Source organism: Rhodococcus sp. WS1 (genome assembly GCF_003797745.1).
Lineage (GTDB): Bacteria > Actinomycetota > Actinomycetes > Mycobacteriales > Mycobacteriaceae > Rhodococcus_F > Rhodococcus_F erythropolis.
In genome coordinates, this window is sequence record NZ_RKLZ01000001.1 from 2,415,647 (window position 1) to 2,442,246 (window position 26,600).

The 26,600-nt window shown below is 61.1% G+C and carries 23 protein-coding genes; 12 read left to right on the top strand and 11 right to left on the bottom strand.

Annotation, left to right across the window (positions count from 1 at the left end):
• Together EEB12_RS11110 and EEB12_RS11115 are read right to left on the bottom strand one after the other, a co-directional pair.
• Positions 1-819, bottom strand: coding sequence for a Cof-type HAD-IIB family hydrolase (locus EEB12_RS11110; protein ID WP_141487766.1), 819 nt, complete (start codon positions 817-819; stop codon positions 1-3).
• Between the two features lie 62 nt (positions 820-881).
• Entirely contained in the window at positions 882-1,352 is a 471-nt protein-coding gene (locus EEB12_RS11115) for a MarR family winged helix-turn-helix transcriptional regulator (RefSeq protein WP_097387861.1), read from the bottom strand.
• A gap of 111 nt (positions 1,353-1,463) precedes the next feature.
• Here EEB12_RS11115 and EEB12_RS11120 point away from each other — a divergent pair, with 111 nt between their 5' ends.
• From EEB12_RS11120 to EEB12_RS11130, 3 genes are read left to right on the top strand one after another with little or no spacing between them, the layout of a single operon-like run.
• Complete coding sequence (locus tag EEB12_RS11120; RefSeq protein ID WP_020906268.1) at positions 1,464-1,979, top strand: VOC family protein; 516 nt, start codon at positions 1,464-1,466, stop codon at positions 1,977-1,979.
• A gap of 37 nt (positions 1,980-2,016) precedes the next feature.
• Positions 2,017-2,805, top strand: a complete 789-nt coding sequence (locus EEB12_RS11125; protein WP_020906267.1) for a pirin family protein — start codon at positions 2,017-2,019, stop codon at positions 2,803-2,805.
• A 1-nt stretch (position 2,806) separates the two neighbouring features.
• Positions 2,807-3,871, top strand: coding sequence for a maleylacetate reductase (locus EEB12_RS11130; protein WP_141487767.1), 1,065 nt, complete (start codon positions 2,807-2,809; stop codon positions 3,869-3,871).
• A 7-nt stretch (positions 3,872-3,878) separates the two neighbouring features.
• Here the strand turns inward: EEB12_RS11130 and EEB12_RS11135 are convergent, their stop codons facing one another.
• The gene (locus EEB12_RS11135) at positions 3,879-4,400 is read right to left on the bottom strand and encodes an Lrp/AsnC family transcriptional regulator (RefSeq protein ID WP_019746936.1); all 522 of its coding nucleotides are present in this window, start codon (positions 4,398-4,400) and stop codon (positions 3,879-3,881) included.
• A gap of 109 nt (positions 4,401-4,509) precedes the next feature.
• On the opposite strand from EEB12_RS11135, the gene ald reads away from it, so the two are divergent.
• Both ald and EEB12_RS11145 read left to right on the top strand, forming a co-directional pair.
• Positions 4,510-5,610: an alanine dehydrogenase gene (gene ald, locus EEB12_RS11140; protein ID WP_021342891.1), complete on the top strand. Its 1,101-nt coding sequence runs from the start codon at positions 4,510-4,512 to the stop codon at positions 5,608-5,610.
• A gap of 53 nt (positions 5,611-5,663) precedes the next feature.
• Positions 5,664-6,539: an aldo/keto reductase gene (locus EEB12_RS11145; RefSeq protein ID WP_141487768.1), complete on the top strand. Its 876-nt coding sequence runs from the start codon at positions 5,664-5,666 to the stop codon at positions 6,537-6,539.
• Here the strand turns inward: EEB12_RS11145 and EEB12_RS11150 are convergent, their stop codons facing one another.
• The 3 genes from EEB12_RS11150 to EEB12_RS11160 form a co-directional block, all read right to left on the bottom strand.
• Positions 6,540-7,790, bottom strand: a complete 1,251-nt coding sequence (locus tag EEB12_RS11150) for an NADH:flavin oxidoreductase/NADH oxidase family protein (RefSeq protein ID WP_069146995.1) — start codon at positions 7,788-7,790, stop codon at positions 6,540-6,542.
• Positions 7,791-7,818: 28 nt separating this feature from the next.
• A complete protein-coding gene (locus tag EEB12_RS11155; protein ID WP_030534740.1) occupies positions 7,819-8,322 on the bottom strand; it encodes an SRPBCC family protein in 504 nt (167 codons plus the stop codon).
• A gap of 72 nt (positions 8,323-8,394) precedes the next feature.
• Positions 8,395-8,970 carry a TetR/AcrR family transcriptional regulator gene (locus EEB12_RS11160; RefSeq protein ID WP_007734151.1) on the bottom strand — a complete coding sequence of 192 codons (576 nt, stop codon included), beginning with the start codon at positions 8,968-8,970 and terminating at the stop codon, positions 8,395-8,397.
• A gap of 85 nt (positions 8,971-9,055) precedes the next feature.
• Between EEB12_RS11160 and EEB12_RS11165 the strand changes: the two genes are divergently transcribed.
• The 3 genes from EEB12_RS11165 (at position 9,056) to EEB12_RS11175 (ending at position 12,671) form a co-directional block, all read left to right on the top strand.
• On the top strand, positions 9,056-9,514 hold the full coding sequence (locus tag EEB12_RS11165; protein ID WP_003945940.1) for a PaaI family thioesterase: 459 nt from the start codon (positions 9,056-9,058) through the stop codon (positions 9,512-9,514).
• 288 nt (positions 9,515-9,802) lie between these two features.
• Positions 9,803-11,104, top strand: a complete 1,302-nt coding sequence (locus EEB12_RS11170) for a TrpB-like pyridoxal phosphate-dependent enzyme (RefSeq protein WP_003945451.1) — start codon at positions 9,803-9,805, stop codon at positions 11,102-11,104.
• 142 nt (positions 11,105-11,246) lie between these two features.
• Positions 11,247-12,671, top strand: coding sequence for a PQQ-binding-like beta-propeller repeat protein (locus tag EEB12_RS11175; RefSeq protein ID WP_141487769.1), 1,425 nt, complete (start codon positions 11,247-11,249; stop codon positions 12,669-12,671).
• Between the two features lie 638 nt (positions 12,672-13,309).
• On the opposite strand, the gene EEB12_RS11180 is transcribed toward EEB12_RS11175, so the two are convergent.
• A complete protein-coding gene (locus EEB12_RS11180; protein ID WP_241895980.1) occupies positions 13,310-14,896 on the bottom strand; it encodes a PucR family transcriptional regulator in 1,587 nt (528 codons plus the stop codon).
• A 50-nt stretch (positions 14,897-14,946) separates the two neighbouring features.
• On the opposite strand from EEB12_RS11180, the gene EEB12_RS11185 reads away from it, so the two are divergent.
• Positions 14,947-16,287, top strand: a complete 1,341-nt coding sequence (locus EEB12_RS11185) for an MFS transporter (RefSeq protein ID WP_069147015.1) — start codon at positions 14,947-14,949, stop codon at positions 16,285-16,287.
• 257 nt (positions 16,288-16,544) lie between these two features.
• Positions 16,545-17,855, top strand: a complete 1,311-nt coding sequence (locus tag EEB12_RS11190) for an NAD(P)/FAD-dependent oxidoreductase (RefSeq protein ID WP_141487770.1) — start codon at positions 16,545-16,547, stop codon at positions 17,853-17,855.
• 163 nt (positions 17,856-18,018) lie between these two features.
• Here the strand turns inward: EEB12_RS11190 and EEB12_RS11195 are convergent, their stop codons facing one another.
• Both EEB12_RS11195 and EEB12_RS11200 read right to left on the bottom strand, forming a co-directional pair.
• Positions 18,019-18,891, bottom strand: a complete 873-nt coding sequence (locus EEB12_RS11195; RefSeq protein WP_020968453.1) for an alpha/beta hydrolase — start codon at positions 18,889-18,891, stop codon at positions 18,019-18,021.
• Positions 18,888-20,114 carry a metal-dependent hydrolase family protein gene (locus tag EEB12_RS11200; protein ID WP_020968452.1) on the bottom strand — a complete coding sequence of 409 codons (1,227 nt, stop codon included), beginning with the start codon at positions 20,112-20,114 and terminating at the stop codon, positions 18,888-18,890. Before EEB12_RS11200 ends, EEB12_RS11195 begins: the two co-directional genes overlap by 4 nt.
• A 98-nt stretch (positions 20,115-20,212) precedes the next feature.
• Here EEB12_RS11200 and EEB12_RS11205 point away from each other — a divergent pair, with 98 nt between their 5' ends.
• Positions 20,213-20,776, top strand: a complete 564-nt coding sequence (locus tag EEB12_RS11205) for a TetR/AcrR family transcriptional regulator (RefSeq protein ID WP_141487771.1) — start codon at positions 20,213-20,215, stop codon at positions 20,774-20,776.
• 244 nt (positions 20,777-21,020) lie between these two features.
• Complete coding sequence (locus EEB12_RS11210; RefSeq protein WP_020906254.1) at positions 21,021-21,389, top strand: cupin domain-containing protein; 369 nt, start codon at positions 21,021-21,023, stop codon at positions 21,387-21,389.
• A 26-nt stretch (positions 21,390-21,415) separates the two neighbouring features.
• Here EEB12_RS11210 and recD read toward each other — a convergent pair whose 3' ends face one another.
• Together recD and EEB12_RS11220 are read right to left on the bottom strand one after the other, a co-directional pair.
• Positions 21,416-23,284, bottom strand: coding sequence for an exodeoxyribonuclease V subunit alpha (recD, locus tag EEB12_RS11215; protein WP_141487772.1), 1,869 nt, complete (start codon positions 23,282-23,284; stop codon positions 21,416-21,418).
• Positions 23,281-26,598 (bottom strand): UvrD-helicase domain-containing protein, encoded by a 3,318-nt coding sequence (locus EEB12_RS11220; RefSeq protein ID WP_141487773.1) that lies wholly within the window; start codon positions 26,596-26,598, stop codon positions 23,281-23,283. Before EEB12_RS11220 ends, recD begins: the two co-directional genes overlap by 4 nt.
• Positions 26,599-26,600: the final 2 nt, after the last annotated feature.

Genomic DNA, 26,600 nt, shown 5'->3' on the forward strand with positions numbered 1-26,600 from the left:
CTAGCGCCCCGCAACCAACTCTTCGAGGTAGCTCGCCACGCCGTCCTCGTCGTTCGTGGGCAAAATTCGGTCGGCGAGCTCGATGACCTCGGTTCTCGCGTTGGCCGGCGCCAGAGCCGTTCCAGCCCAGGTCAGCATGGCAACATCGTTGAAGGCGTCACCGGCTGCGGCCACTTCCGACGCGTCGATGCCGTCGATCGCGCACAACTGCGCGAGAGCGCTGGCCTTCGAGACGCCCGCTGCAGCCATTTCCATGTACGGGGCGCCGGAGTGGGTCAACTCCACGCCCTCGATGCCCGCAGCGACGGCTGTTCGGTACAGGTCGGCGCTGGAAACCTCCGCATGCCGGGCCACGATCTTGACCATCGGCTCGACATCGAGCGGCAAGGTGTCGGCCAGCACCATCTCGTGCAGGTGCCGGTGATGGTCCGCGAACTCGCACATAGCGGCGTACTCCGGCTCAGCGAAGAATTGGGTGGGTCCGACATTCGCGAACACGACGCCCGGAACCAGCGACCGAACTTGCTCCATAGCCGTTGCAGCCAAGGATATTTCGATCGAGACGGTGTCGACGATCTCCGGCGTCCCGTCGGCGAGGTCGAGAATCACAGCTCCGTTGGCACACACAGCTTTACCGCGAAATCCGCACGAGTTCGCCAATGTGTGTACCGAATGCCGGGCGCGGGCCGTCGCCCACACAACTTCGATTCCGGCGAGCCGCGCGTTCTCCATGGCCTGCGCGGTGCGCGCCGAAATCGTTCGGTCGGAGCGCAGCAGGGTGCCGTCGAGGTCGGTTGCGAAGATACGAATGCGGGTCACCAGACAATGATGGCAGTCCGTTCGCAGCCCTCACCAACTACGTGACGTGGACCGTTGCTCTGTCAATTACCTGACTGGGTCTCGAGAAGGTGCCGACGCATCTCGCCGAAGACCACACCGAGCCGCTCGACATCTCGCGGGCTCAGCAGATCGAACATGCCCTCCCGCACTGCGGCTACGTGCGCCGGGCTTGCCGACGCCAGTTTGTCGGCACCCGAGTCGGTCAGCTCCGCATTGGCGCCCCTCTTGTCGTCGACACACTCAACCCGGCGCACCCACCCTGCGCCGACCAATCGATTAACGGCCCTGGTCACACCACTTCGGGTAGCCATCACAGCGTCGGCGAGCTCACTCATGCGCAGTTGCCGGCCGGGCGCTTCGGCGAGAGCGACCAGCAGTTCGAAATCGGTGAAGGAAATGTCGGAGTCTCGCACCAACTGCTGATCGAGAACACGCTGGAGCAGTCGGGTCGAGTCCAGGTAAGCCCGCCAGGCCGTTTGCTCCGAGTCGCTCAACCACCGCGTCGATTCCATGACAGCAGCATATCCGAAGTAGTTGACAACGAAATCAAATGATCTATTCTCAATGTAGTTGATCAGTCAACTACCTGTTCGAAGAGAAGGTTCAACCGAGAGGCGGGCGCCATGAGCGACAACAACGCAGTGCAGTTCGACAACGCAGTGCAGTTCGAGGAACGCCGGGCCGAGATCAGGGATCGACATCTGCTCCCCGCCGACAAACGACCCGCATCGACCGCCCGCGGCCTGCACCATACGGCCCTGATCAGCAGTGACGTCGAACGAACCGTGAAGTTCTACCAGGATCTCCTCGGATTCCCACTCACCGAGTTGATCGAGAACCGTGACTATCCCGGGTCGTCGCACTTCTTCTTCGACATCGGCAATGGCAACCTTCTGGCCTTCTTCGACTTCCCGGGTCTCGACGTGGGCCCATATCAAGAGGTGCTCGGCGGTCTCCACCACATCGCGATCAGCGTCGAACCTGCCAAGTGGGCGAAGCTGCGCACCCAACTGACCGAGGCCGGCGTCGAACTGATCGAGCACAGCGAGGTTTCGTTGTACTTCCGCGATCCCGACGGCGCTCGACTCGAGCTGATCGCCGACCCGCTCGGCGAGATGTACGGCAATCACGTCCTCTGAAAACTTGCTCTCCCCCACACCATTCGGAAGGCACACCATGACCTCCACTCTGTCGCAGCCGAACCTCGATATCCGTCGATCCGGGGATCGCTTCAAGTCCAATGCCGGCTGGCTGGACTCGAAGCACTCGTTCTCGTTCAGCAATCACTACGACCCGAAGAACACTCACCACGGTCTTCTCCTGGTCAACAACGACGACATCGTCACGCCCGGAATGGGATTCGACACCCACCCGCACCAGGACATGGAGATCGTCACCTGGGTACTGAGAGGTTCTCTCGTACATCAGGATTCGATGGGGCATTCGGGCGTCATCTACCCCGGTCTTGCCCAGCGGATGAGCGCTGGAACGGGAATCCTGCATTCGGAGAAGAACGATTCGTGGCGACTCGGTGATGTGGCGGGTGCGCATTCCGACAAGCACAGCGATCCGGTTCACTTCATCCAGATGTGGGTCGTCCCCGACGAAGCCGGGATCACACCTGGTTACGAGCAGTTGGAGATCGACGCCGAATTGCTTGCCGGTGGGTTGGTTCCGGTCGCCTCGGGTATGGACGCGTACGCCGATCACTCGGCAATCCGGATCAAGAACAAGTACGCCGCGATGCACGTTGCGCGTCTGCAACCCGGACAACCTGTGACCCTGCCGGACGCACCGTTCCTGCATGTTTTTGTCGCCGACGGTCAGGCCGCCATGGAAGGCGTCGGAGTGCTCGAACAAGGTGACGCGGTGCGAGTATCCGGCGGTGGAGGTCAGCAGCTCAGCTCCGATACCGGGGCAGAGGTCATCGTCTGGGAAATGCACGCCACCGTTTCGCAGGGATGACATGAAGCCCTTCTCGTACGACGCTTCACCGTCTCGAATTGTCTTCGGCCAAGGGACGATCGATACGATCGCCGAAGAAGTGCGGCGGCTCGGCCGTAGCCGAGTGATGGTGCTGGCAAGTCGTCGACTCGACGCGGTTGCCGCCGCCGTCACCGAATCTCTCGGCGACATGGCGGTGGTCCGCTTCGACGGCGCTGTGATGCATACTCCGATCGAAGTCACGACAGCCGCGCTGAGACTTGCCGAGAACCATCACGTCGACACGGTCGTCGCGATCGGCGGCGGTTCGGCAACCGGGTTGTCCAAGGCACTGGCACTACGAGCGGGGTTCGATCAGATCGTCGTTCCGACAACGTACGCGGGATCAGAAGTCACTCCGGTGTTGGGTGAAACAGAGAACGGACGCAAGACAACTCGCTCCTCTCCCCACATCAGACCCGAAACCGTCATCTACGACGTCGACCTCACTCTCGATCTGCCGCTGGATACCACCGTCACCAGCGCCGTCAACGCGATGGCGCATGCGGTTGAAGCGTTGTACTCCACCGAGTCCAACCCGATCACGGACTCGATGGCGATCGAGGCGATCTCCGGGATCGCCCGTGCGCTGCCGAGCATTGTCGATGATCCGAAAAATCTGGAAGGTAGGGCCGAACTACTGCAAGCGGCCTGGTTGGCCGGAACTTGCTTGGGCACAGTCGGTATGGGGCTTCATCACAAGTTGTGCCACACCCTCGGTGGCAGCTTCGGTTTGCCGCATGCTCCCACCCACACCGTTGTCCTCCCCCACGCGATGGCATTCAACGCGCCTGCTGTCCCGGATGTGATGTCGCGAATAGCGACTGCTCTGGGCGCATCCGATGCCGCTACCGGCGTTTTCGACCTCGTCACCGCGTGCGGCGGACCGACCACTCTGCGAGAACTGGGAATGAGTCACGATCAAATCGAAAATGCAGTCGAACTCGCCACCTCCGCCGCGTATCCGAACCCGCGTGAGATCACCCCGCCGGGCCTGAGCGAACTCCTCGAGAACGCCTGGTCCGGGCGTCGACCCGCCATCAGGTGAGAACTAATCAGGCAGTACCGCCTCGAGGCCTGACGTGTTCGAAGATCAGAATCGTCTCGGTCGCAGCAACCGCTGGATGTGCCGAGAGATTGTTGACGACGAAGTCACGCAACTGCGCCGAATCCGTCGTTGCGACGTGCAGCATGTAGTCGTCGACACCGGCAACGAAGTACACGTTGAGCACCGAGTCCAGCTTGGCGAAATCGTCGCCGAGCCGGTTGAGGTGCGACCGTGCGTTGGCCTGCAGTCGAACTGCGATCATCGCCTGCAGATCCATTCCGAGAGCGGCGGGGTCGATGTCCGCGTGAAATCCCCTGATCACGCCGTTGTCCACCAAGGCGCGCACACGGCCGAGGCATGTCGACGGCGCAATTCCCGCGATCGCGGCCAGCGCATTGTTCGGAATCCTCGCGTCTTTCGCCAGCTCTTCGAGCAGAACCCGGTCGACCTCGTCCAACTTCACGGCAGCCCGAACATGCTTCGGCGAGGCGGCCGTCTGAATACCGATTTTTGAACTTTCGCGCACCATGAATACAGCCTAGAGAATTATCTTCACTTCTCTTCACTATCTGACGACAAAACTTCATGCTTGGCACCTGCCATTCGAAGAAACAACAGACTCAGTTCGGAGCCGTGTCATGAAGGTCGGAATCCCCCGCGAAATCAAAAACCACGAGTACCGCGTGGCTATCAGCCCAGCAGGCGTCCACGAACTGGTCGGCCGAGGGCACGAGGTCGTCATCGAAACGGGCGCAGGCGTCGGCTCCTCGTTCAGTGACGAGGATTTCAAGGCCGCGGGCGCGCAGATCCTCGGGTCCGCCGATCAGGTCTGGACAGACGCAGATCTGCTCCTGAAGGTCAAAGAACCTATTGCAGAAGAGTATTCGCGACTCCGTAAGGATCAGGTGCTCTTCACCTACCTGCACCTGGCGGCTTCGAAGGAATGCACCGACGCACTCCTGGCTTCGAAGACCACTTCCATCGCCTACGAAACCGTTGTCGGTTCCGACGGTTCACTGCCCCTTCTCGCACCGATGAGCGAAGTAGCCGGACGCCTTGCGCCGCAGGCCGGCGCCTACCACTTGATGCGTCACGGCGGCGGACGCGGAGTGCTGATGGGCGGCGTCCCCGGAGTGCGCCCCGCCAAGGTCGTGGTGATCGGTGCGGGAGTCTCCGGCAAAAACGCCATCGCCGTGGCCTACGGCATGCAGGCCGACGTCACCGTTCTCGATCTGTCGATCGCTCGCCTGCGGGAAATCGACGAGCTGTACCACGGCCAGGTCAAGACCATCACGTCCAACAGCCTCGAACTGGAACAGGCAGTACTCGACGCCGACCTCGTCATCGGCGCAGTGCTGGTCCCCGGGGCGAAGGCGCCGACTCTCGTCTCCAACAGCCTGGTGGCGCGTATGAAGCCGGGTTCTGTCCTGGTCGACATCGCCATCGACCAGGGCGGCTGCTTCGAGGATTCACACGCGACCACGCACGCCGATCCGACGTACCAGGTTCACGGTTCGGTCTTCTACTGCGTTGCGAACATGCCCGGAGCCGTCCCCCGTACGTCGACGTACGCGCTCACCAACGCGACGCTTCCGTACGTCGTCGCATTGGCAGACAAGGGGTGGAAGGACGCGGTCACGGCAGTTCCCGGCCTGGGGTCAGGACTGAGCACACACGACGGCCTGCTCCTGTCCGACAGTGTTGCAGCGGCACACGGGTACTCGGCTACGACTCTCTGACCCAGGCGGCTCTGACCCCGGCAAGGAAAGCTCGAGATCGCTAGCCTTGATCCATGAGCAATCCTGACATCACGCTGAATTCCGGAACCACGATCCCGCAACTCGGCCTCGGAGTCTGGCAGGCCACCAACGACGAAACTGAGCATGCAGTGCGGTTCGCTCTCGACGACGCCGGCTACCGGCACATCGACACCGCTGCCGCATATGGGAACGAAGAGGGCGTCGGACGAGGTATCGCCAACTCGTCCGTCGCGCGAGAGGACATATTCCTCACCACGAAGCTGTGGAATGCAGATCAGGGCTACGAGCAGGCGTTGAAGGCTTTCGACAGCAGCATCGACAAGCTGGGCGTCGATTACGTCGATCTGTATCTGATCCACTGGCCACTGCAGGACAACGACCGACTCCTCCGCACTTGGGACGCGCTCGAAAAGATCGCGGAATCGGGCCGCGCCAAGGCAATCGGGGTGTGCAACTTCGAGCCGCATCATCTGCAGCTTCTCGTCGATCGCGGCGGATTGTTGCCGGCAGTCGATCAAGTGGAACTGCATCCGCACCTCACGCAGCACGCGATCCGCGACAAGGCCGCCGAGCACGGGATCAAGGTCGAATCGTGGAGCCCACTCGGCGGTACCAGCAACGCGGGTTGGGGTAAGGCATCGAAGCCCAACACGCTGCTCACCGATCCGATCATCACTCGAATCGGTGACCGCCACAGCAAGACTGCGGCGCAGGTCCTGATCCGTTGGCACCTGCAGAACGGCCTGATCGTCATCCCGAAATCAGTGCATGACGCCCGGATCGCTCAGAACATCGACGTATTCGACTTCGAACTCACTGATCTCGATCTGAGCGAAATCGACACTCTCGACGACGGTACCCGCGTCGGCGCGCATCCCGATGAACTCAACATCGGTGCGCCGAGCTGATCAAGCCGCTCGTTTGGTGGGGCGAAGCGCATCGATTCCGTTTCGCCTCACCATGGTCCCGAGGGTTTTCCACCACGGCCGAGCCGGATCCGGCTCGCTGCCGTCACCCATTCGATGCAACTGATCGGTGTGCCACTGCAGGTCGAGTGCACCGTCGAGCATCGAGATGTCGGCAACCTTCCCCAACAACTTCCGCGCTCCGAACTCCACAGTCGGGACGATCAATCGTTCCCGATTCGATTCCAGGAGAACGGTTGCTGCGTCGGGAATCGTGATCGTCGGCCGGCCGAGACCGATCACGTCGCACGCGCCGGAAGCGAGCGCCTCGACCATCGCCGATCGCGAGCGGAAGCCGCCGGTGACCGCCAACGGAATGTCGCCGGCAATCGCTCGAACCGTCTCGGCATACTCGAGGAAATATGCCTCTCGATCGCGAGTGCTCTGCTTCTGTGCTTTGCCCATCATGGCCGGCGATTCATAACTGCCACCGCTGATCTCGATGAGGTCGACCGACTCTTCGGTCAACGCGCGTACTACTTCTCGCGACTCGTCTTCCGAGAATCCGCCGCGCTGGAAATCAGCCGAGTTGAGTTTGACCGACACCGCGAATCCCGGAGCAACGGTCGAGCGTATGCGCCGAACGATTTCGATCAGAAAGCGTCGTCGACGCTCAGGATCTCCACCCCACTCGTCCGTCCGCTGATTGGACAACGGCGAAAGGAACTGCGCAACAAGATAACCGTGCGCGGCATGTATCTGCACGCCTCCGAATCCGGAGGACTCGGCGACGCGAGCGGTTTCCGCGAACTTGTCGACGATCCCTTCGATCTCAGCAGTCGAGAGTTCTCGCGGCGTCGCCATTCCCGGAATCTTCAGCGCAATCGCGCTCGGTGCGACCGGTCGACCTCTGCTGGCGATCGGGTTGGATTGCCGCCCTGGGTGGTTCAGCTGCATCCAGATCTCGGCGCCGCCGTTCTTGGCAGTCTTGGCCCAGGCAGTCAGCGCTTCGGCATCACGATCGTCGTCGACGACGACGTTGCCCGGTTCGGCGATCTGCGATCGATCGACCATGACATTGCCGGTGACGAGCAATCCGAACCCGCCACTGCCCCAACGACCGTACAGCGTTTCCAAGCGAGTGGACGGTCCATGAGTCCGGTCACCCAGAGCCTCGCTGAGCGCAGCTTTCATCGTGCGATTCCGCAGTATCTGCCCACAGGGCAAAGTCAACGATTCTCCGAGCGTGGTCATGGATGCCTCTCGCATGAAGGGAAGAAAGTCAATGGCGTGGCGCAGAACCGAAGTGCCGCTTGGTATCGCGCACGAAGCTCGAGAAGATCAGTGAGTTGACCGGTAGCCCGCCGCGCACCGCGAGCGACAGCTTCGGACGCGGCGAGAATGCAAAATCCCACTGCAATCTCGAACCCACTGCGAGCTCGTCGACGCGGTAGTCCTCCGCGAAGGATTGGAACAGCGGAACATTGGACTGTTCGACGTAAAACGAGTGCCGACGTGTTTCGTCGTCCCAGGTGATGAACTTTTCGCGCATCTGCATCGCGCCACCGCCCACCTCCGCGATTCGGCGCGTGCCGACGCCGTAGGGGCGCGGCGAGGTGTAGTGCACTTTTGTGAGCAGTCGGCACCACGACAAAGGCTCGTCGGCGGTCAGACCGGCCCAGACGGCATCGGGTTCGGCGGCGAGGTCGATCGAGTACGTGAAGATATGCGGTGCCGTGTCGAAGAAATCGACACCGACCGGTTCGAGGTCGAACCAATGTGTCATCGCCTACTCCTGCCTAATTAGCCGTTACATGAAGTTACGGATACTTGATGGCCGAAGTCAACCCCCGAAGGCTCAGCGGGACCAAGCCTCAGAACGAGAGAGCCCCTGCAGTGAAGCGATGACCTGTTCGAGCGGCTCGATACTTCGAGTCGTCTGGCACACCGCCACTGCACCTTCGACCGACGTGATCGTCAGGTTTGCCATCGACTTTGCTTGCACTGCAGGATAACCCGCAGTTTCGAGTTGCGATTCGATCAACTTCTGCCATCCCAGCATGACCTCAGCCGACACTTCCGCGACTTCTGGCTCACTGGCGCGTGCCAACCCGCCGGCAATCACCGGGCAGCCGATCGCGAAGTCCGAGCGCGTGAGATTGAGTCGCCAGATGTCTCCGACCGCTTCGATCACGTCGGCAGTGGAACCGGTGGCCGCAGCCGAGCTGATTCGTCTGGTGATGATCGCACCAGCCGCGCGCACGGCTTCGACCATCAGCTCGGTCTTGCCGCCGGGGAAGTGATGGTAAATCGACCCACGGGGCGCGCCGCTGTGCTTGATGACGTCGCTGAAGGACGTCGCATCGACACCGTTGCGGCTGATCAGTTCGACCGCACTACGAATCATGCGATCACGTGAGCTCAGCTCTGCCATGTCACAGATCCTTCGGCCGTCGGTACACCTGTCGACTCATACGCTACGTTATGTATGACGACCTACATAGTGATGGGATGAAACAATGAGTGACGAGACAACCGCAACCGTCGATCCGGCGCAGATGACAGGCCTCGAACTTCTCCGCTGGATGGGAACGCAGGTCAACGACCGCCCCAGCATCGGACGCCTCCTCGGCATGGAGATGCGCGAGGTCAACGAGGGATCGGTGAGCTTCGCCCTGACCCCGCGTGCCGATTTCAGCAACCCGCTCGGCACTGTCCACGGCGGAATCTGCGCAACGCTGCTCGACTCGGTCATGGGCTGCGCGGTACACACGATGCTTCCGGCCGGCGTCGGCTACACGACCCTCGAACTCAAGCTCAACTACATCCGCACGGTGCCTCTCGACGGTGACGAACTGACAGCCCACGGCAGTGTCATTCACGTGGGCGGGCGTACCGCGACCGCAGAGGGCAAGGTCTTGGACAAGAACGGCAAGTTGGTTGCGCATGGAACTACGACGTGCATGATTTTTCGCTGAGCCGACGGAGGATGGCGAAAATGTAGCTGAGCCGACGAAGGATGGCGAGAATGTAGTCGCGCCCGACGTGAGCAGGGCGCGAGTACCGATGTACGATCGGCTCGTGACCCTGCTCACTGCGCACCTCTGGTGGCCCGACCGCTGACGGTCAGCCGCAACTGCGTGCTGCCCGGACCGATATCGGGTGGTCCAGCAGGCTCCTCTCCAGGATCCCCGATCCGGCAAATGCCGTACGCGTCGTCGCTACGACCGCCAAGATCAGGTACCGAATCCACGAAGGAGAGTTAGTTGACCACCACCCCACTCAACCGTTCGCTCGAGCCTTTGGGCGTCTCCATCCCGTCGAAAGTGCCGACGCACTGGTACAACCTGGCGGCTGACCTCCCCGAGCCCGTTCCCCCGCACCTGCATCCGGGCACTCGTGAGCCGCTCGGCCCCGAGGACTTGGCGCCGCTGTTCCCGATGAACCTCATCGCGCAGGAAGTCGCAACCGAGCGCTACATCGAGATCCCGGAGACGGTTCGCGAGATATACGGCATGTGGAGGCCCTCTCCCCTGTTCCGTGCGCACCGACTCGAGCGCGCTCTGGGCACACCTGCTCGCATCTACTACAAGTACGAAGGCGTGAGCCCGGTCGGTTCGCACAAGCCGAATACTGCTGTCGCGCAGGCGTACTACAACGCGATCGAAGGAACCACCAAGCTCACCACCGAAACCGGTGCAGGCCAGTGGGGTGCGTCGCTGTCGTTCGCGGGCGCACTGCTCGGACTCGACGTCGAGGTGTGGCAGGTTCGCTCCTCCTTCGATTCGAAGCCGTACCGACGCATCCAGATGGAGGCGTACGGCGGAATCTGTCACCCGTCGCCTTCCGACCTGACGGAAGCCGGACGCGCACTGTTGAAGTCGCATCCCGACACCACCGGCTCGCTTGGTATGGCGATCAGTGAGGCCGTCGAGGTCGCTGCGCAGGATCCGAACACGCACTACTCACTCGGCAGCGTGCTGAATCACGTCATGCTTCACCAGACCGTGATCGGTCAGGAAGCAATGGTCCAGCTCGAAGAAGCCGGCGACGCCGTCCCCGACACCGTGTTCGGTTGCGCCGGTGGCGGTTCCAACCTCGCCGGACTCACCTTCCCGTTCCTGGGACGAAACCTTCGCGAAGGCACCAAGACTCGTCTGGTCGCCTGCGAGCCTTCGGCATGCCCGTCCCTCACCCAGGGCGAGTACCGTTACGACTTCGGTGACGTCGCCGGGCTGACTCCGCTGCTCAAGATGCACACTCTGGGTAAGGACTTCGTTCCCCCGGCGATCCATGCCGGTGGCCTTCGCTACCACGGTATGTCGCCGATGGTCTCGCATGCGGTCAACCTCGGACTCATGGATGCGATTGCCGTCGATCAGGACGACGCGCTCCAGGCCGGTCTGATTTTCGCCCGCGCCGAAGGGATCATCCCGGCTCCGGAATCAACCCACGCGGTTGCCGGCGCCATCGCTCACGCTCGCGCCGTCACCGAACCCGAGGTGATTGTGATCGGACTGTCGGGCAACGGTCAGTTGGATCTCCCGGCGTACTCGCCTTACGTCTGACGCCGTCGGTGTGGTGGTCTCGTGTGTGCGAGGCCACCACACTTCGTCACACCGAGCACGTGGGCTCGATCTCGCGATCGACATCGAACCGGCCGTCCGCGAAACGAACCGATCAGTTTGCTCGATCGGTTACGGTCTTTCGATGCAGCTTCGGTTGAAGGAACACTGGAAACTGGTCGCCCTCGGACTGGCGTTGATCGTGGCGATCGCGTTCATCGTCGTATCGGCACTCTCCGACTCCAGTGAGGCGGCCTCGCCGAAGCAGAAGATAGGCGGTCCGATCGTCGAGCAGGGGGTTGTCGACGTGGACCTCTCCGATCCTCCGCAACAAGCCTGGGAACTCGATGTTCGAACGCTCACGGACAACTCCGGCGACGTACTGCTGTCGATGCCTTCCACGCTCGATAGCTACTACGGCTACGGCAACACGTACCAAGTCGGTGACGTGCTGGTGGCCGCGACTGCTTATCCCCTGCCCAAGACCGACGAGTCTTCGTCGAGTCAGGGAGTCGGTGCCGTCACACTGGTCGGTGTGAATCCCGACGACGGAAGTCCGCTGTGGAAAACGCGAATCGGCGGAGTCATCGGCCAGTGCAGCCAACAGAACGAATCCACGATCATCGCGTGCTGGGGCGATCGACGGATGATCTTTGTCGATACCGCGACCGGAACTCTGTTGTCCGACCTCGGAACCGACTTCGATCTCAGTGGTGCCGCGATCACCGGAGACACTGTGTACACGTCCGGCGAAAGGATGGACGGAACCGTTCGCACACGAATTCTTGCCAGCGGCAACACCACCAATGTGACGGCCAACTTCGTTCGTACCTTCGAACCAAGTGAAAAGTTCGGATCGGTCTACACGATCCCGAGCACCAACACTGTCATTGCGATGGAACAGGGCGATGGCGGGCACCCACAGTACCGCTATCGAATCTACGATCTGGATTCCGGCGCAGAACGATTCAGATTCGAGGGTGATTCGCTTGCCCCGGCCGGGAACGGATTGTTCCTCACCGGTGTCGGAGGCAGATCAGGCTACGTAGGAACCCAAAACCTCTTGGCTTCAAATGGATCCACGATTCGTGCGATACCGATTCCCTCGTACTCATCGTCGTCCTACCCAAGTAAGTCCTCGACGGGCCTGCCGATGTTTCTCGGCGACGGCGCCTACGACCCGAATTCCGGTGACGAACTTTGGCGCAGTTCACAAATCGTCAACACCGCGATGGCCGGGACGGGAAGCGCCATCGCCGCGGTGGTAGGAAAAACAATCCTGGTCACGTCTCCCGAGACTCGCACAATCTCGGGTCTCGACATCGAGAGTGGCCGACAGTTGTGGCAAACGCCCTGGCAAGACGCGTACTGGGTTCGCAGCGGGGTAACCGATGGCGACCACTTCGTCTTCAGCGACTACACCGGCATGCACGCGATCCGGGCTCGCGACGGAAAGATGATGTGGTCGGTTCCCCTTCCCCCAGAAGTCGATCCGCGCGGAGTCGTCGTCTCGAATGCCGGCAAAAACGTGTCGTTCTCCTGGCAGAACCATTTCACCGTTTGGCGATAGGCCGGCAACATCACCGATACTGTGTCGCGCTGACCAGCCAGCTCAGCAGCAAGCAAATGGCTAGACGTGCAGCATCAATGGCCACAATCCAGTCTGGCGCGTTTGTTCAATTTCGGGGGAACGATCTCGAACAACTGCATATATCTCCGCGACTCCAATTTCGGAAAGATCAGACCAGACCTGCAGTGAAGGGGTGCGTAAAAATCGCACCGGCTCAGGTATCTGATCCAATCCAACCGTAAAGGGAGCCAACGGGATGGACGCGAAATCCCCTGTGTGCAGTCGGCAACAAATAGTCCAGTTTGCGCGCAAACATCTGCGTACCGGGGGACCGAACTCAGACCAAATTCGTCGTCATTTCGGTTTGCAAAAACGCGCGTTCTTCACGCAGCTCGACACCCATCTGGACGATTCTGCACTTTCAATGCCCGAGAAAGTTGCACTCCGCCGCATCTGCCGACAGGAGGATAGAAGGTGCCCGATCAAACGTATGAACGTCTCAGCAGGTCAAGCCAACCCACGCCGGCCGATGTACGACGCGCTTCCTTTCCCACCCCAGAACCATCCCGCTTGACGATCGAGCCCCGAACTACGTTGAGCCGCTGGATTCTTCCACAGTCCGCTCTTCTCGGTTGGGATCATCGGAGATCTAACAACCGCGCGACTTTCAGACTCAAATGCAATGCCAACCGGTCGTCGCCGTTTGCCAAGTCTGCGCGTGTTATCTCCTGAATTCGCCGCAAACGATAGTACAAGCTCCCTCGATGCACACAGAGCGCCTCGGACGTTCGCTTTACGTCACCGGCATTGTCCAAAAAGCTCTCCAGCGTCGCGAGAAGAGCCTCACTTTTTGAGTCCTCATGGCTGAGCAAGGACTGCAAACCTGAGTGAATACTGTTCTCGAGTCGATCCTCCGACAGTTCGGCCAGAAGTCCGTAGACGCCGAGATCCCGATAATGCACAACATTTCCGAGCACCTTGACGACCTGGGCTACATCTGCGGAGCGTCTGGACTCTTCGTAGGATTCGCGCACGTCTGCAACCGAGGTTCGCGGTTCACCGATACCAACCCAACATTCGATGTTCTGGCGCCCACTTTCAGACAAGACTCGCTCCCGGGCTGCCACGATCAACGAGTCCAGATGGGTTTGAGTCGAGCGTTCGGCCACCGATACGATCAACAGACTGTGGTCGGGGCGGTCGAGTTGGATTGCACTGTTCCGCGGGAGCCTCCGCCGAAGCTGATCGACGCCGACGGCAACACTCAGACGATCTCTTTCGGTCAATGTCGACCGGTCCACGGGACGGAGCAACATAGTGACCGCGACTGCTGGACCCGCAGCCATCAAGCCCTCATCAGCCAATCTGCTTGCCGCGTCCTCGCGCAGCGACCGCTCGCCAGACAGTACGTCTCGAGTAAGTTCCCGCTCCCGACTTCGGGACAACTCGTCCAGCAACTGTTCGCGGTGGAGGATCATCGCCGCCGCATCAGCCGTGCGCCTCAAGACCTCGGCTTGATCCTCGTCAACTTCGCCCTCTGAAGTCAACAGCCAGACGAAGCCCAGCAGCGCATTGCGGTACCGGATCGGCATCCCGACCCGGCCAAGGGTCAGCCCTAGTTCTTCGTTGACGGGAACAGTGAAGAGATCGAGGGCTTCACGGCCTCCACTCGCGTAGATGAAGTCCACAATCTCGCGTGAAACATTCCGCTGTAGAACGGAATTCATTCTGACTGAATCGACGGCACTGTCATGCGAGTTGTACGCGAGTAGACGGATCTGTGCATCATCGATCGCAACGGAACGGTCCAGTCGGCGCCCGGTAGTATCCACCAAATGCTGTAGTTCTCCGGCCATGGTCGAACTGTACGAGCAGCGCTCGCCGTTTTGCAACATATGACTAAATTCGTCCGCGACAATTTGAACGAATGACAGTGATGCAACTAACTTTCGCGCCATAAGCTCGCTACATGCCGAAGCACATGAGACCCGGAACGTGTTCGCTCGGCCCGCGACCAGGCATACCCAGCAACGACAGGTTGCACGACAGCGACGAGATTCGTTGCAGCCGTGAGATTTGCATTGTGGGCCGAAGCCAGCCGACACGCTCTCGCGTGAGAAAGCGTCGTCCCTGATCCGGAATCGATCGCAACCTCCGTTCGCCAGATCAACGTGGGTCCGGTCGGCCTCTTTCAATTTCGCATGCCTCCGAACGACATCGGCCACCGTGACGTCGCAAAACCGTTGCTATTCAGCATATCCCGAGAGGAATCATCATGACCGGCACAGCAAATGCTCCTGTAGAGCATCAAACCGAGACGTCACCCGGACGTCGATCGGCGCGCCGTAGGGCCCTGATTGCCGGCGCGACAGGCAACATCGTCGAATGGTTCGATTTCACGATCTACGGTTTCACTGCCGCAGTTCTCGCGACAGTGTTCTTCCCTCCGGAGTTCGGCAGTGGCGCACTGCTTGCCACCTTCGCTCTTTACGGAGTCGCATTCTTGGCCAGACCTGCCGGCGGCATATTCTTCGGAAGACTGGGTGACCGCCTCGGCCGACGGAGGTCACTGTCCCTGGCAATTACGCTCATGGGCTGCTCGACAGCGGCTATCGGCCTCCTACCGACATATGCTTCGATCGGTGTCGCAGCACCGCTGTTGCTGCTGCTCTGTCGCTTGGTTCAAGGATTCTCGGCCGGTGGCGAATACACCGGAGCGGCAACCTTCGTCGTCGAGCATGCGCCGTCTCACCGGCGCGGCTTGTACGCAGGGATTATCAGCTCTTCGTCGTTCGTCGGCAGCATCTTGGCCACGGTCACAGTCTTGTCATTCAGCTTGGTCGGCACTGAGTCCTTTGCCGACGGGGGATGGCGTTGGCCGTTCATCATCGGAGGCGTTGTCGCCATGGTGGGACTGTTCATGAGGCTTGCGGTCGAGGAAACTCCGGCTTTCAAGGAAATGAAAGAAAACGATTCCCTTCCAACCCGCCCTCTCACAGATCTGTTCCGCAATCACTGGCGGACTCTGCTCACGTCATTCGTGTATTTCGCCTCGCTCGGTGTCGTTACTCATATGCTGCTCGGCTACATGCCGACATTTCTGATTCTTTCAGCCGACGTTTCGAGCACGGTGGCACTGCTGATGACAACCGGCGCTTTGGTTCTCGCAGTCCCGCTGTTCATCTTCTTCGGCGCTACGGTCGACCGAATCGGCCGGAGACCTCTCGTCAGAATCGGCATGGTGATGTCAGTTTTCGTTTCGGTGCCCAGCTACATGCTCATTGGCACCGGAAACATTTTCGCGATTGCCATTGCACTGGCTGCTCTGGTCATCGCGCTTTCCCTACTCGCGTCCGCTTTGCTCGTAATCCTCGAAATGATGCCGACGCATGCTCGATTCACCGGCACGGCGATCCCCTACAACATCGCATATGCACTCTTTGCAGGAACTGCGCCGCTGGTGTGCGCAGCACTGGTCAACGCCACTGGAAGCGATCTGTCGCCTGCCTTCTACGCGACCGCCATCGCTTTGATCGCACTTCCCATTCTGTGGCGAGGGATTCCGGAATCGAAAAACTGGTCTGCCACGCGGGGCAGCTCGACGAAACATTTCTGACAACGGACGCGCCACGGCCGTGATTTTTTGAGCAGCTGTCGATAGCGTTCCGATGGCCGCCACGAGAGAGTTGAGGACGACGGACACCTCTGGACTTTCAGGTACCAAATCCATTAAGGCAGAGCCGAATCCGAGAAGTCGGGATGCGGGTCTCCAGAGGAAGTCGACGGCGTCGGAATTACCAGAACCCAAGCTCGCCGGATCGCATAGCTGTGCTTTCGATCCGGCGAAGCCATCAGTAGAAAGAGGGGCCGAAAGTGCCTACCGACAAGACCGATGCAGTTGTGGTCGGAGCTGGAGTGATCGGCAGCTCCATCGCCTACGAACTGGCCGCTCGAGGCTACGAAGTCCTGGTCATCGACAAGTCTGGTGGTCCGGGCTACGGCTCGACCAGTGCATCCAGTGCGGTCATCCGGTTCAACTACTCCACATTCGACGGTATGGCTGCGGCTTGGGAGTCGCTGCATTGCTGGCAAAACTGGAACGAGCATCTCAACGCGACAGTCGACGGCGCGCTTGCGAAGTTTCGGCGATGCGGGATGGCACTGCTCGATGTCGACGTCGCACCCCACGCGCGCACGATTGGACTCTTCGAGAAGATCGGAATCGACTACCAACTGTGGGACGCAACGACACTCGTCGAAAAGATTCCCGGTATCGACGCAGGTAAATACTATCCACCGAAGCCAGTCGACTCGGAGTCCTTCTTCGCAGATGCGGAAACCACGCTCGGCGCGTTGTACACACCGCAGGCGGGGTTCGTCGACGACCCGCAACTGGCAGCCGCGAATCTTGCTGCGGCAGCACGTTCGCACGGTGCGGTTTTCGCATACAACACGCGTGTGGTGGCAGTCGAGCAGTTGCCTGACGGCATCTGGCAGCTAGGGCTCGACGACGGGGAAAGTGTGAAATCCAAGATTGTCATCAACGCCGCCGGCCCCTGGTCAGGAGCGTTCAACAAGCTGTCGAATGTCGGGTCCGACTTCAAGGTTTCGGTTCGGCCCTTGCGTCAGGAAGTCCATCACGTCACCGCGCCCACTGGGTACAACGAAAACGAGATCCTCGGCCCGATGATCGCCGATTTGGATCTCGGAACCTACATGCGAGCCGAACCTGGAAACGGTTTCCTCGTCGGCGGAACCGAACCGGATTGCGATCCGCTCGAGTGGATCGACGATCCTGATACCGCAAACCCGAATCGCACTGTTGCCCGGTTCGAAGCGCAGGTTTTCCGCGCCGCCAGGCGTTTCCCCACCCTGGAGGTCCCTTCACAACCGAAAGGTATTGCCGGCGTGTACGACGCAGCATCTGACTGGACCCCGATCTATGACAAGACAGACAGGCAAGGTTTCTACGTCGCCATGGGCACCAGCGGGAACCAATTCAAAAATGCGCCCATCGCTGGGCGCCTCATGTCCAGGATCATCGACGAAGTGGAAGCTGGATACGATCACGACGCTGATCCCCTGACCTATGTCGGGATGCACACCGGGCTCGAAATCGACCTCGGCGCATTCTCCCGCCTTCGGGCACCCAATGCCGAGTCGACCGGGACGGTCATGGGTTAGAAGTCTTGTCCGGCTTGGCGAATCGATAGCCGCGACAACTGAATAGACACGGCTGTGGGTGTCCACTACGTGGTGGACACCCACAGCCGACTTCTCCTTCAACGGCGTCTACGGAAAATCGCCCTAGAACGTGTCAGCGGCACATCGTCTCCGGGACGGAGAGCTAACGTGCATGGCAGGTCTTCAAGTAGCTCAGGAACGATGCCTGCAGCCCGGTGACGTGCGTCTCGTGCAACAACGCGGTCGAAACATCCTGCGACCGTCCCTTGCCATGCAACTGCTCCACGACGGCGAGAACATTGCGTGACAGTCCGCGATAGATCGGAATGGGTCCAGTCAGTTCGGCTTCGTTCAGCGTGACGTGCAGCTGCGGCACAACTGAGCCCACGCCACGCTCGGGCAGTGCCTCGACCAGTGTGTGAATCTGGCTGTCGGCGTTCACAACTCCGGGACTACCCGCACCGAAGGTCGCGAATGGGGGCGCGTCGCGCAGCCATGCGTAGAGGGCGAAAAGGCCTCCGTACGAGTACCCGAAGAGTCCGTGCCCGGACTCGCTGACACGTAGCTCCGACGAGTACAGGCGAGGGTGGAGTTCGTTGGTCAGGAAGTCGAGGAAGACGTCCCCGTGGGTGTCTGCCAGCTCCTCGAGGTAGGCGTCCACGTACTCCTGGGTCATTGCACCCGAGTCGCGAGCAGCGGCAAGAGTAGCCATCATTTCTTCGCCTACCGGTTCCCCAGGCGGCACGAGATCGCGGTTGCGGAGCCGTGCCCAGTTGGCGGCTTCCTCACCGGCATATCCGACACTGACCTGGATGTACGGGGCGACCGTCAGGTACGGGTCTGCCTGCGTGACGATGAGCGGGGCGGTAAGACCTACAGCCCAGTTGCCGTCCATCACGTAGATCAGCGGTAAGGGATCCGTGGAGTCCGCGTAGCCGGGGGGTGTGGTCACCCAGACGCCGTAGCTGTGCCCCGACTTCGCCGTTATTTCGAAGTACTCCGTGTCTGCAAAACATCCGTGCAGCATTGCGCTCATCGAACGTCTCCCTTGACGATATTGCCGGACTTCACGACGAGAGCAGCCATGTCCGGATCGGCGAACACCTTTGCGTCTCGGAGTGGGTCTTGCTGCCAGGCAACCATGTCCGCCTGCATACCGACGCGGATAGTCCCGACGGTTTCCCCGATACCGAGAATGTCGGCATTGACGCTGGTGGCCGAAACGAGTGCATGCATCGGCGACTCCAACTCCGCGCGCAAGCGCAACTCCTCACCTCGGCGCTTTTGGTGCGGCCCGATGAGGTCCGAGCCCAGGCCGATCCTCAGGCCTGCTGCGCGAGAGGCCTCGAGCGCTCTGGCCATGCGTTGACGCACTCCGGCTGCACGCTCTCGTATTGCAGGGTCCAGGTCCATGCTTTCGGTGTCCGTCAACTGCTCCACCACGGCGAAGGTGGGGACCAGAGCCACGTCATGCTCGCGCATCAACTGGGCAGTCTCCGCGTCGATGTCGGTGCCGTGTTCCACGCACCGCACTCCCGCCCGCACTGCGTTGCGAATGCCCGCATTGTTGTGCGCGTGGACCGTGACGTAGGTGCCGCGCGACGCTGCTTCTTCCACTGCCACGGAGATTTCCTCGACGGTGAACTGTGTGTCGGTGAGGCGGTCATGGCCTCCGACGACACCGCCGGTGACGCACAGTTTCAGAAATGTTGCGCCTCGGCGGAACGATTCGCGCACGTTGCGTCGTAGCTCGTCGGCATTACCCGACATCAAGGACAAGGCGCAGAGCCCTGGAATGTGGTGCATGTTCCACAGCTCTGTCGGCTCCCATGCGGCCCCGTAGTAGCCGTGTCCGCCGGTCTGGCACTGCACAGGACCACACGAGAGGACACGCGGACCACGCACCTTGCCGCTCGCAATAACGTCGACGACTCCGCCGTCGATGCCACCGACGTCTCGCACCGTGGTGAAGCCCGCGTCGAGGGCATCGCCCGCGGTGGCGAAGATGCCCGCCGCCAGTTCGGCTGCCGAGAGCTCAAACCCGAATTGTCTTCGGATCGGACTCGAAATACCCAGGTGGACATGAGCATCGATCAGCCCCGGAGTCAGAAGCATGCCGTCCAAGTCAACTGTCGTCGAACCCGACGGCGCCTGTCCGATCGCTGTGACAATGCCGCCACTCACGCACACGTCGACTTCGACCGGGTCGGTACCCGATCCATCCGCGACCATGCCGCCGGCAAACCATACGTCAGTCAAAGGGACCTCCCGAGCATTAGAAACCACTCTCCTAAACACTGGTGAATTCGATATGCGGTACCGTACTCAACAGTGGTGAACCCGTCAATGGAGGTAGCGTGAGATCGCCGGTTGGGGAGGGTCGAGAGCGACTGTTACAGGCACTGTTCGACGAGTTCGGTGAAACCGGCCCAAGTCCGAAGCTGTCGATGCGCCAAGTAGCGGAGCGACTCGGCGTGCACCACACGCTTCTGACCTATCACTTCGGATCACGACCAGGTCTCCTCAGCGCCGTACTGTCGGAAGCGCGCCGCCGTGACAACCTCGTCATCGCCGCGATGGGCAAGGATCTCGGGTTCGCGGCCCTGTGCAGGGCGATCTGGAGTTTCTACTCGAACGCCGACCATGAAGATCGAAGCCGCACCTTTTTTCACCTGGCCGGACTTGCGGTTTACGAGCACAAAGCATTTCAAGATTTCGCCGCCGACCTCGACGACTTGGCTCATCTCCTTGAAGCGGCAGCCCTTCGCGAAGGATTCACAGTGGTGGATGCAAAGCAGCAGAGCATCATCGCAACCGCATGTCTGCGAGGACTGTTGCTGCAGAGGTTGCTCACCCCCGACGCCGAGGTCGACGCCGCAGCCGAGCGCTTCATCACCTCGTTGACCACGACCATCACCTAAGGCCCGACAACCGATCACCCTCGTTCGAAATCACCGACGCGGGGCCGTTTGCCATTGGCTCGGGCCTGTTTCGGCGTCAGCTGGGTCCCTCAACCCGGCCAAGTGGTGGGTGATCGCACTTTCGACATCTGTACGAGCGAAGTGCCGAAAGATGCGACAAGTGAACCTATCCCGACCCAGCAGACACACGACATCATCGACAAGTCCGATGATTCACATGAGTTTCGAAAGTCAGGATTGAATTGTGACCATTACCTTCCGTGCCGCAGAGTTGAACAGCGCAAGTGGGATCTTCCAGCAAGCACTGCTCGGCCAACCCAGTGCAGAGCCACTCGGCGGAGACATCATCACTCGTGCAGATGTCGAGTTCACCAGTGACGACGGCCGCATTCAATCCGGAGTCTGGGAGAGCGAACCGGGAAAGTCGCGGTGGGAGTTCCTCACCCGCGGCGAGATCATCACTATCGTCTCCGGCGCCATGACCGTCGAGGAGGACGACGGCGATCCCGTACATCTCGTTGCCGGTACGAGTGCAATCTTCCCAATCGGATGGAAGGGTACGTGGACGGTCACCGAGACCGTACGCAAGGTGTTCGTCGTATACAACGTATGACCAAGAGAATCCGCAACATCCGACTTTCACGGCCCGTCGTACGGACGGATCTCCCGACGCAGCCCACTTGCCCTGAGCACCTGTCGCTGAACTCCCGCCCTCACGGAATCCTCGGTGCCGATTACCCTCACATGGTTTCTGGCGCGAGTGATCGCCGTGTACAACAACTCCCGGGTGAGCAGTGACGAAGCCTCGGCCGGCAGCATCACCGATACCGTGTCGTACTGGCTGCCCTGGCTCCGGTGAATCGTCATCGCGTAAACGGTCTGCACCGACGAGAGTTGGCTCGGGTGAATCAGAAACGCATCACTCCCCCGCTGGAATGCAGCAATAGGAACGCCATCCTCACGCTGCACGATCACCCCGGCATCCCCGTTGTAGATCTTGGCCTCGTAGTCGTTGGCCGTCACCAACAGGGGTTGGCCCGGATACCACCTCGTCGGATCCAGGAATTGCCCTGATGCCGTGCCGACCCACTCCATCGCCTGCTGCGCCCACCGCCCGACACCGTACGGTCCGTCACGGTGCGCGCACAGAAGGCGGTGCGATTCCAGGCCTTTCAGGGCGCCGATCGCATCACCCTCCTCGGCCGACCTCGTCACCACCTCTGAACTCGCAACGATATCGGCGCGCAATGCGTCAACATCCTCGGGAGAATGGAAGGAGACGGCGGGATCGCCACTACGCAGGATACGCAGAACCTCAGCGGAATCTCCCGCTCGCACTGCCCTGGCCAACGACGCGATGGTTCCGTCGAAGCGGCGCCCGCGTGAGAGTTGAATGATCCCGCCCCGCAGACGATCCTGCTCGTCCACACTCAGGGACTCTTCGGAACCGGTGGCCGTGAGATCGTCACCCACCAACTGTGTCAGCGCCGGATTTCCACTGACTTCTACCGGGCGGGCGACAAGGTCAGCAAGAACAGCGCCGGCGTCGACTGAGGTCAACTGATCGGGATCGCCGACAAGCAGCAGACGGGCATCGGGGCGAACGGCCTCGAGCAGGCGCGCCATCAAGGTGAGGGAGACCATCGACGTCTCGTCGACGACGACAACATCGTAGGGAAGTCTGTTGGTCGCATTGTATTTGAAGCGGCTCGAACTCCCCCGCTGCCAACCGAGCAGCCGGTGCAGGGTCATGGCCGCGAGTTCTTCGGGAAGGCCAAGGCTCGCGGTCTGCTCACGTACGGACTCTTGCAAACGTGCTGCGGCCTTACCCGTTGGTGCGGCCAGCCCGATGCGAGCATTCGAACCCAGTTCCTCCGACAGGAGAGCGAGAATACGTGCGACCGTATGGGTTTTGCCGGTTCCGGGCCCACCGGCGATGACCGTCGTCCACTGTGTCGCGGCGAGAGCAGCGGCTATCCGTTGACGATCAGGGCTGGTGGTCGGCCCGTTCTCGTCTACGAACAGCGAATCCAGGCGCGTTCGGACCGCTTCCAGGTCGGCGGGCGGCCACGTGGACGCACGCTCGTCGAGCACTCGCCGAATCGTCTGCTCCTGCAGAAAGTACCGATCGAGGTAGAGAAGCTCACCGTCGTCCGTGTCGACCAACCGGAGGGGCCTGAGCGGTCCGGCGTTGCCGCCGATCACCAGAGGGCTCAGCCGAAGGGCGGCAACGATCTCCGACGGTTCGGGCCACGGCAACGACGTAAGTTCGTCTTCCGTCGCATTGTCGACGCTCACATCGCGCATCCGTCGTAGATCGAGGCACACCGAACCTGATCGCACGGCCCGAACTGCCAACGCCGCGGCCAGCATCACTTCTTCGGAAGTTTCACCGCCCAGGCTGCACACTCTCGTCGCGACATGAACGTCGGCGGCAACCAGAACCCCGGCTTCATTGAAGATTCGCACGATCCCTTTGGCGCGCTGCGCCAATTGCGCCTCGGTCATCGAATCTTCTCCCCTACTGTGTGGGACGCATCAAGACCGGCCAGCAGATCCGATAGTTCAACCGTCAGCTGAGCAGGCGGTTTCCATTCGAATACACCACATTCCGGCGGACTGTCCGGGCCGAGCATCCCCCGCACGAATTGATACTGCGCGCCTCCGAGATGGTGATGCGGATCGTAGTCGGGCAGTCGCCACCGCAGATATCGATGCAGCGCAACCGAATACAGCAGTGCCTGCAAGGGATAGTGCGAGCGCATCATCTCCGTCGCCATGAGTTCGCGCGTGTAGTTGGCAGCCGTCAGATCGCCGCGGCCCAGCCGATTTGTCTTGTAGTCGACGATCACGAACGACGGGCCCGGGATCCGCAAGACGGCGTCGATACTGCCCGTCAGGAACCCGCGCATCGGTGACGTCTCGACACGGTCAAGATGGTCGGCGTACGACGCCAGAATGTCGTCCGGGGGAAGGTGGCGCCTCAACAGTTCCGACACTCCGCGAAGTGTGACACTCATCGACACCGGATCGTCGCCACCGGCCAGTGGGAGTTCGAAATCGAGTTCGGGAAGACGATCTTTCGGCGCGATCGTGGCCAAGGTTCCGAATCCCAGTGGAGTCTGCATCACCAGCAACAACGCATCCGCGAGTGCTTCGGAGTCGACCTCGGCCGCCCGAACCGAGACCGCCTCGGCGCAGCGTATACCGAGTTCCGCTCTCAGGTCTGAAGCAGCCGTGTCCACTACCTCGAGCACTTCATGCACCAGCGTGCCGAATGCGGCGCCCGCCGGAAGACCGTTCATCGGTGAAGGCAACGCCTCCAGCGGCGAGGGGGTGACGGTCCCGACGTCTACGGAATCCTCTGGCTCGTCGTCCTTTTCGGGATCCTCTACCTCACTGTCGGTGCTCGTGACCGCGTGGTGCGCTCCGGCGGTCAGTGCCGAGTACGACGTACGACGCCAGAGAGTGTCCAGGTCTCGATCGAAACGCGCCGCGGCCAGTTCGGTCACGTTCGCGGCTGCACCGGACCACTGGACGGGCGACGGAGGATGTGGACCAACAGGTTCCACCGAGATCACATCGGAAGCTGCTGCCGGCCACGTCGCGAGTCGTGCTGCGGTTGTACCGTCGTCGAGCACCTTCACTACCCGAGCAGGTTCGGCGATGCCGGGTGTACGTCCGAGCATCAACCGGTGCAGTGGCGAGCGGGAGGTCCCGTAGCTTGGCGCCCACCAGAGCACGAGTTGGCACTGCGCCCGGGTGAGCGCCACGTACAGCAGTCGCAGTTCTTCGCCTGCTTCTTCAGCCTCCGCAACAATCTTTCTGGCGTTGTACCCCGGGCCTTCCTGCCCACCGACGTCGAGGATGCGGCGCCCATCCGGATCGTGCAACAACTGCGTCGGAGAGTTGAAGCCGCCTACGCTCTCCCAACTGAACGGGACGTAGACGATCGGGAATTCGAGCCCTTTGGTGGCGTGCACGGTTGCGATTTGTACAGCGGCAGCATCACTGTCGAGGCGACGGCTTCTGTCGGTGGCACTCCCGGACGTCGGATCCTTGATCCGATCGGAGAGCCAGCGAACCAATGCGCTCAACCCGAACGCTTCCTCGGTGGCGACGCGGCCGAGAAGTTGTGCGACGTGCCGCAGATCGGTGAAATCTCGTTCGCCGGACGGGGCCGCGAGTACACGCTTCTCCAGATTCGTTTCGGCGGAGATCCTTTCGAACACGGCCGCGAACCCGACGCGTGCGAACAACCCGGAGTATGAACGCAGTTGACCCGCGAGTTCCGCGACGACGTTGTCGCCGTCGAGGTCCAATTCTTCGGCGGTGCGCCCGAAAATCGGAGAGAGGGCGGTCAACCGGACGCGATCAGACCGGTGCGGCTGCTCGATCGCCTGCAGCAGCCATAGCCACTGTGTTGCGCTGGGTGTCGCGAAAACACTGGAACCGCCGGTCAACACGGACGGTACACCTACGGCATCGAGGGCATCGCGAATCATCGCCACCTGCTTGTGGGTGCGCACCAATACCGCGACGTCTCCCGGCTCGACCGGGCGCGGATCACCGTCGACTGCCAAGCGGGCATCGCTGCCCAGCAGTCCGACCACGTCTGCTGCGACGTCGTCGGCGACGCGACTGCGAAGTCTGCCTACGGCCGGAAATCCCGAACGATTGAGCGGTCCGGCTCCGGTACGCGGCAGATGGCGTACACGCATCGGCATCGGGCCGGACAACCGAGACTTCTTGTGCGAAGCCTCTACTGGATGCGCGACGATGCCCTCGTTACCCAGTGCGGCGCCGCCGTAGAGGTGTTCGAGTGCCGCCAACAACCCTGGATCGCTGCGCCAATTGGTGGTCAACTCCTGGTGCGCATCCGCCTGATTGACCGCATCGAGATAACTCAGGACTTCTGCCCCGCGGAACGCATAGATGGCTTGTTTGGGATCACCGACCAGGACCAGGGTGGTGTGACCGTGGAAGGCCAACCGCAGAATGTCCCACTGCAACGGATCGGTGTCCTGGAACTCGTCGATCAGCACGACCTTGAACTTCTCGCGCACCCGACGGCACGCGACGGGGCCGTATTCCGGATCCGTCAACACGCCGTGCAGCAGCGTCAGGAGATCGTTGAAGTCGCGAATTCCTTTGGTCCGCTTACGTCGTTCAACCTCGAGACGAGCAGCCGCCGCGAACAGGACTCGCTGACCGGGAGCGGTCTCCTCCTCGCCGTCGGGTTCGAGAATTGCCTGGCCATCGCCGACTGCGCTTCGGGCAATGGCCAGCGCGTCCTTCGTGGAAAACGGTGGAGACGAGTCCGTCCGGCTGTAGCGGCTGAGGTACAAATCCGAGACGACCTCACTGATCAGGTCGTCGACCGACTCCACAAAAGTTGTGTCGGGTTCGCGTTCCCCGGCGATGCCGAGTCCGTCGAGCATCCTCTGACAGAAACTGTGGGTGGTCGTGATGGTGCCGGCGTCGAACTCCGCGAGAGCGCGCAGGAGTCGACGACGCCGCACGCCGATCTCCTCGTCGTCAGCTGTGGCGAGGTACGACACCAGATCATCATCCGACCGCCTCGCCGCCTCCGGGTCGACCAGAGCGGCGGACACTCCGGCGAACCTCTCCCTGGCACGCTCACGAAGTTCCTGAGTGGCGGCCCGGCTGAATGTCACCAGCAGAACTTGCGAAATGTCAGCGAGACCTTCGGCAACACAACGGGTCGCGAGTCCGACGATCGCGTAGGTCTTGCCAGTTCCGGCGCTCGCTTCCAACACCGTGGTGCCGGTCGGTAGCGGCCCCAAAAGGTCGAAGTCCACGG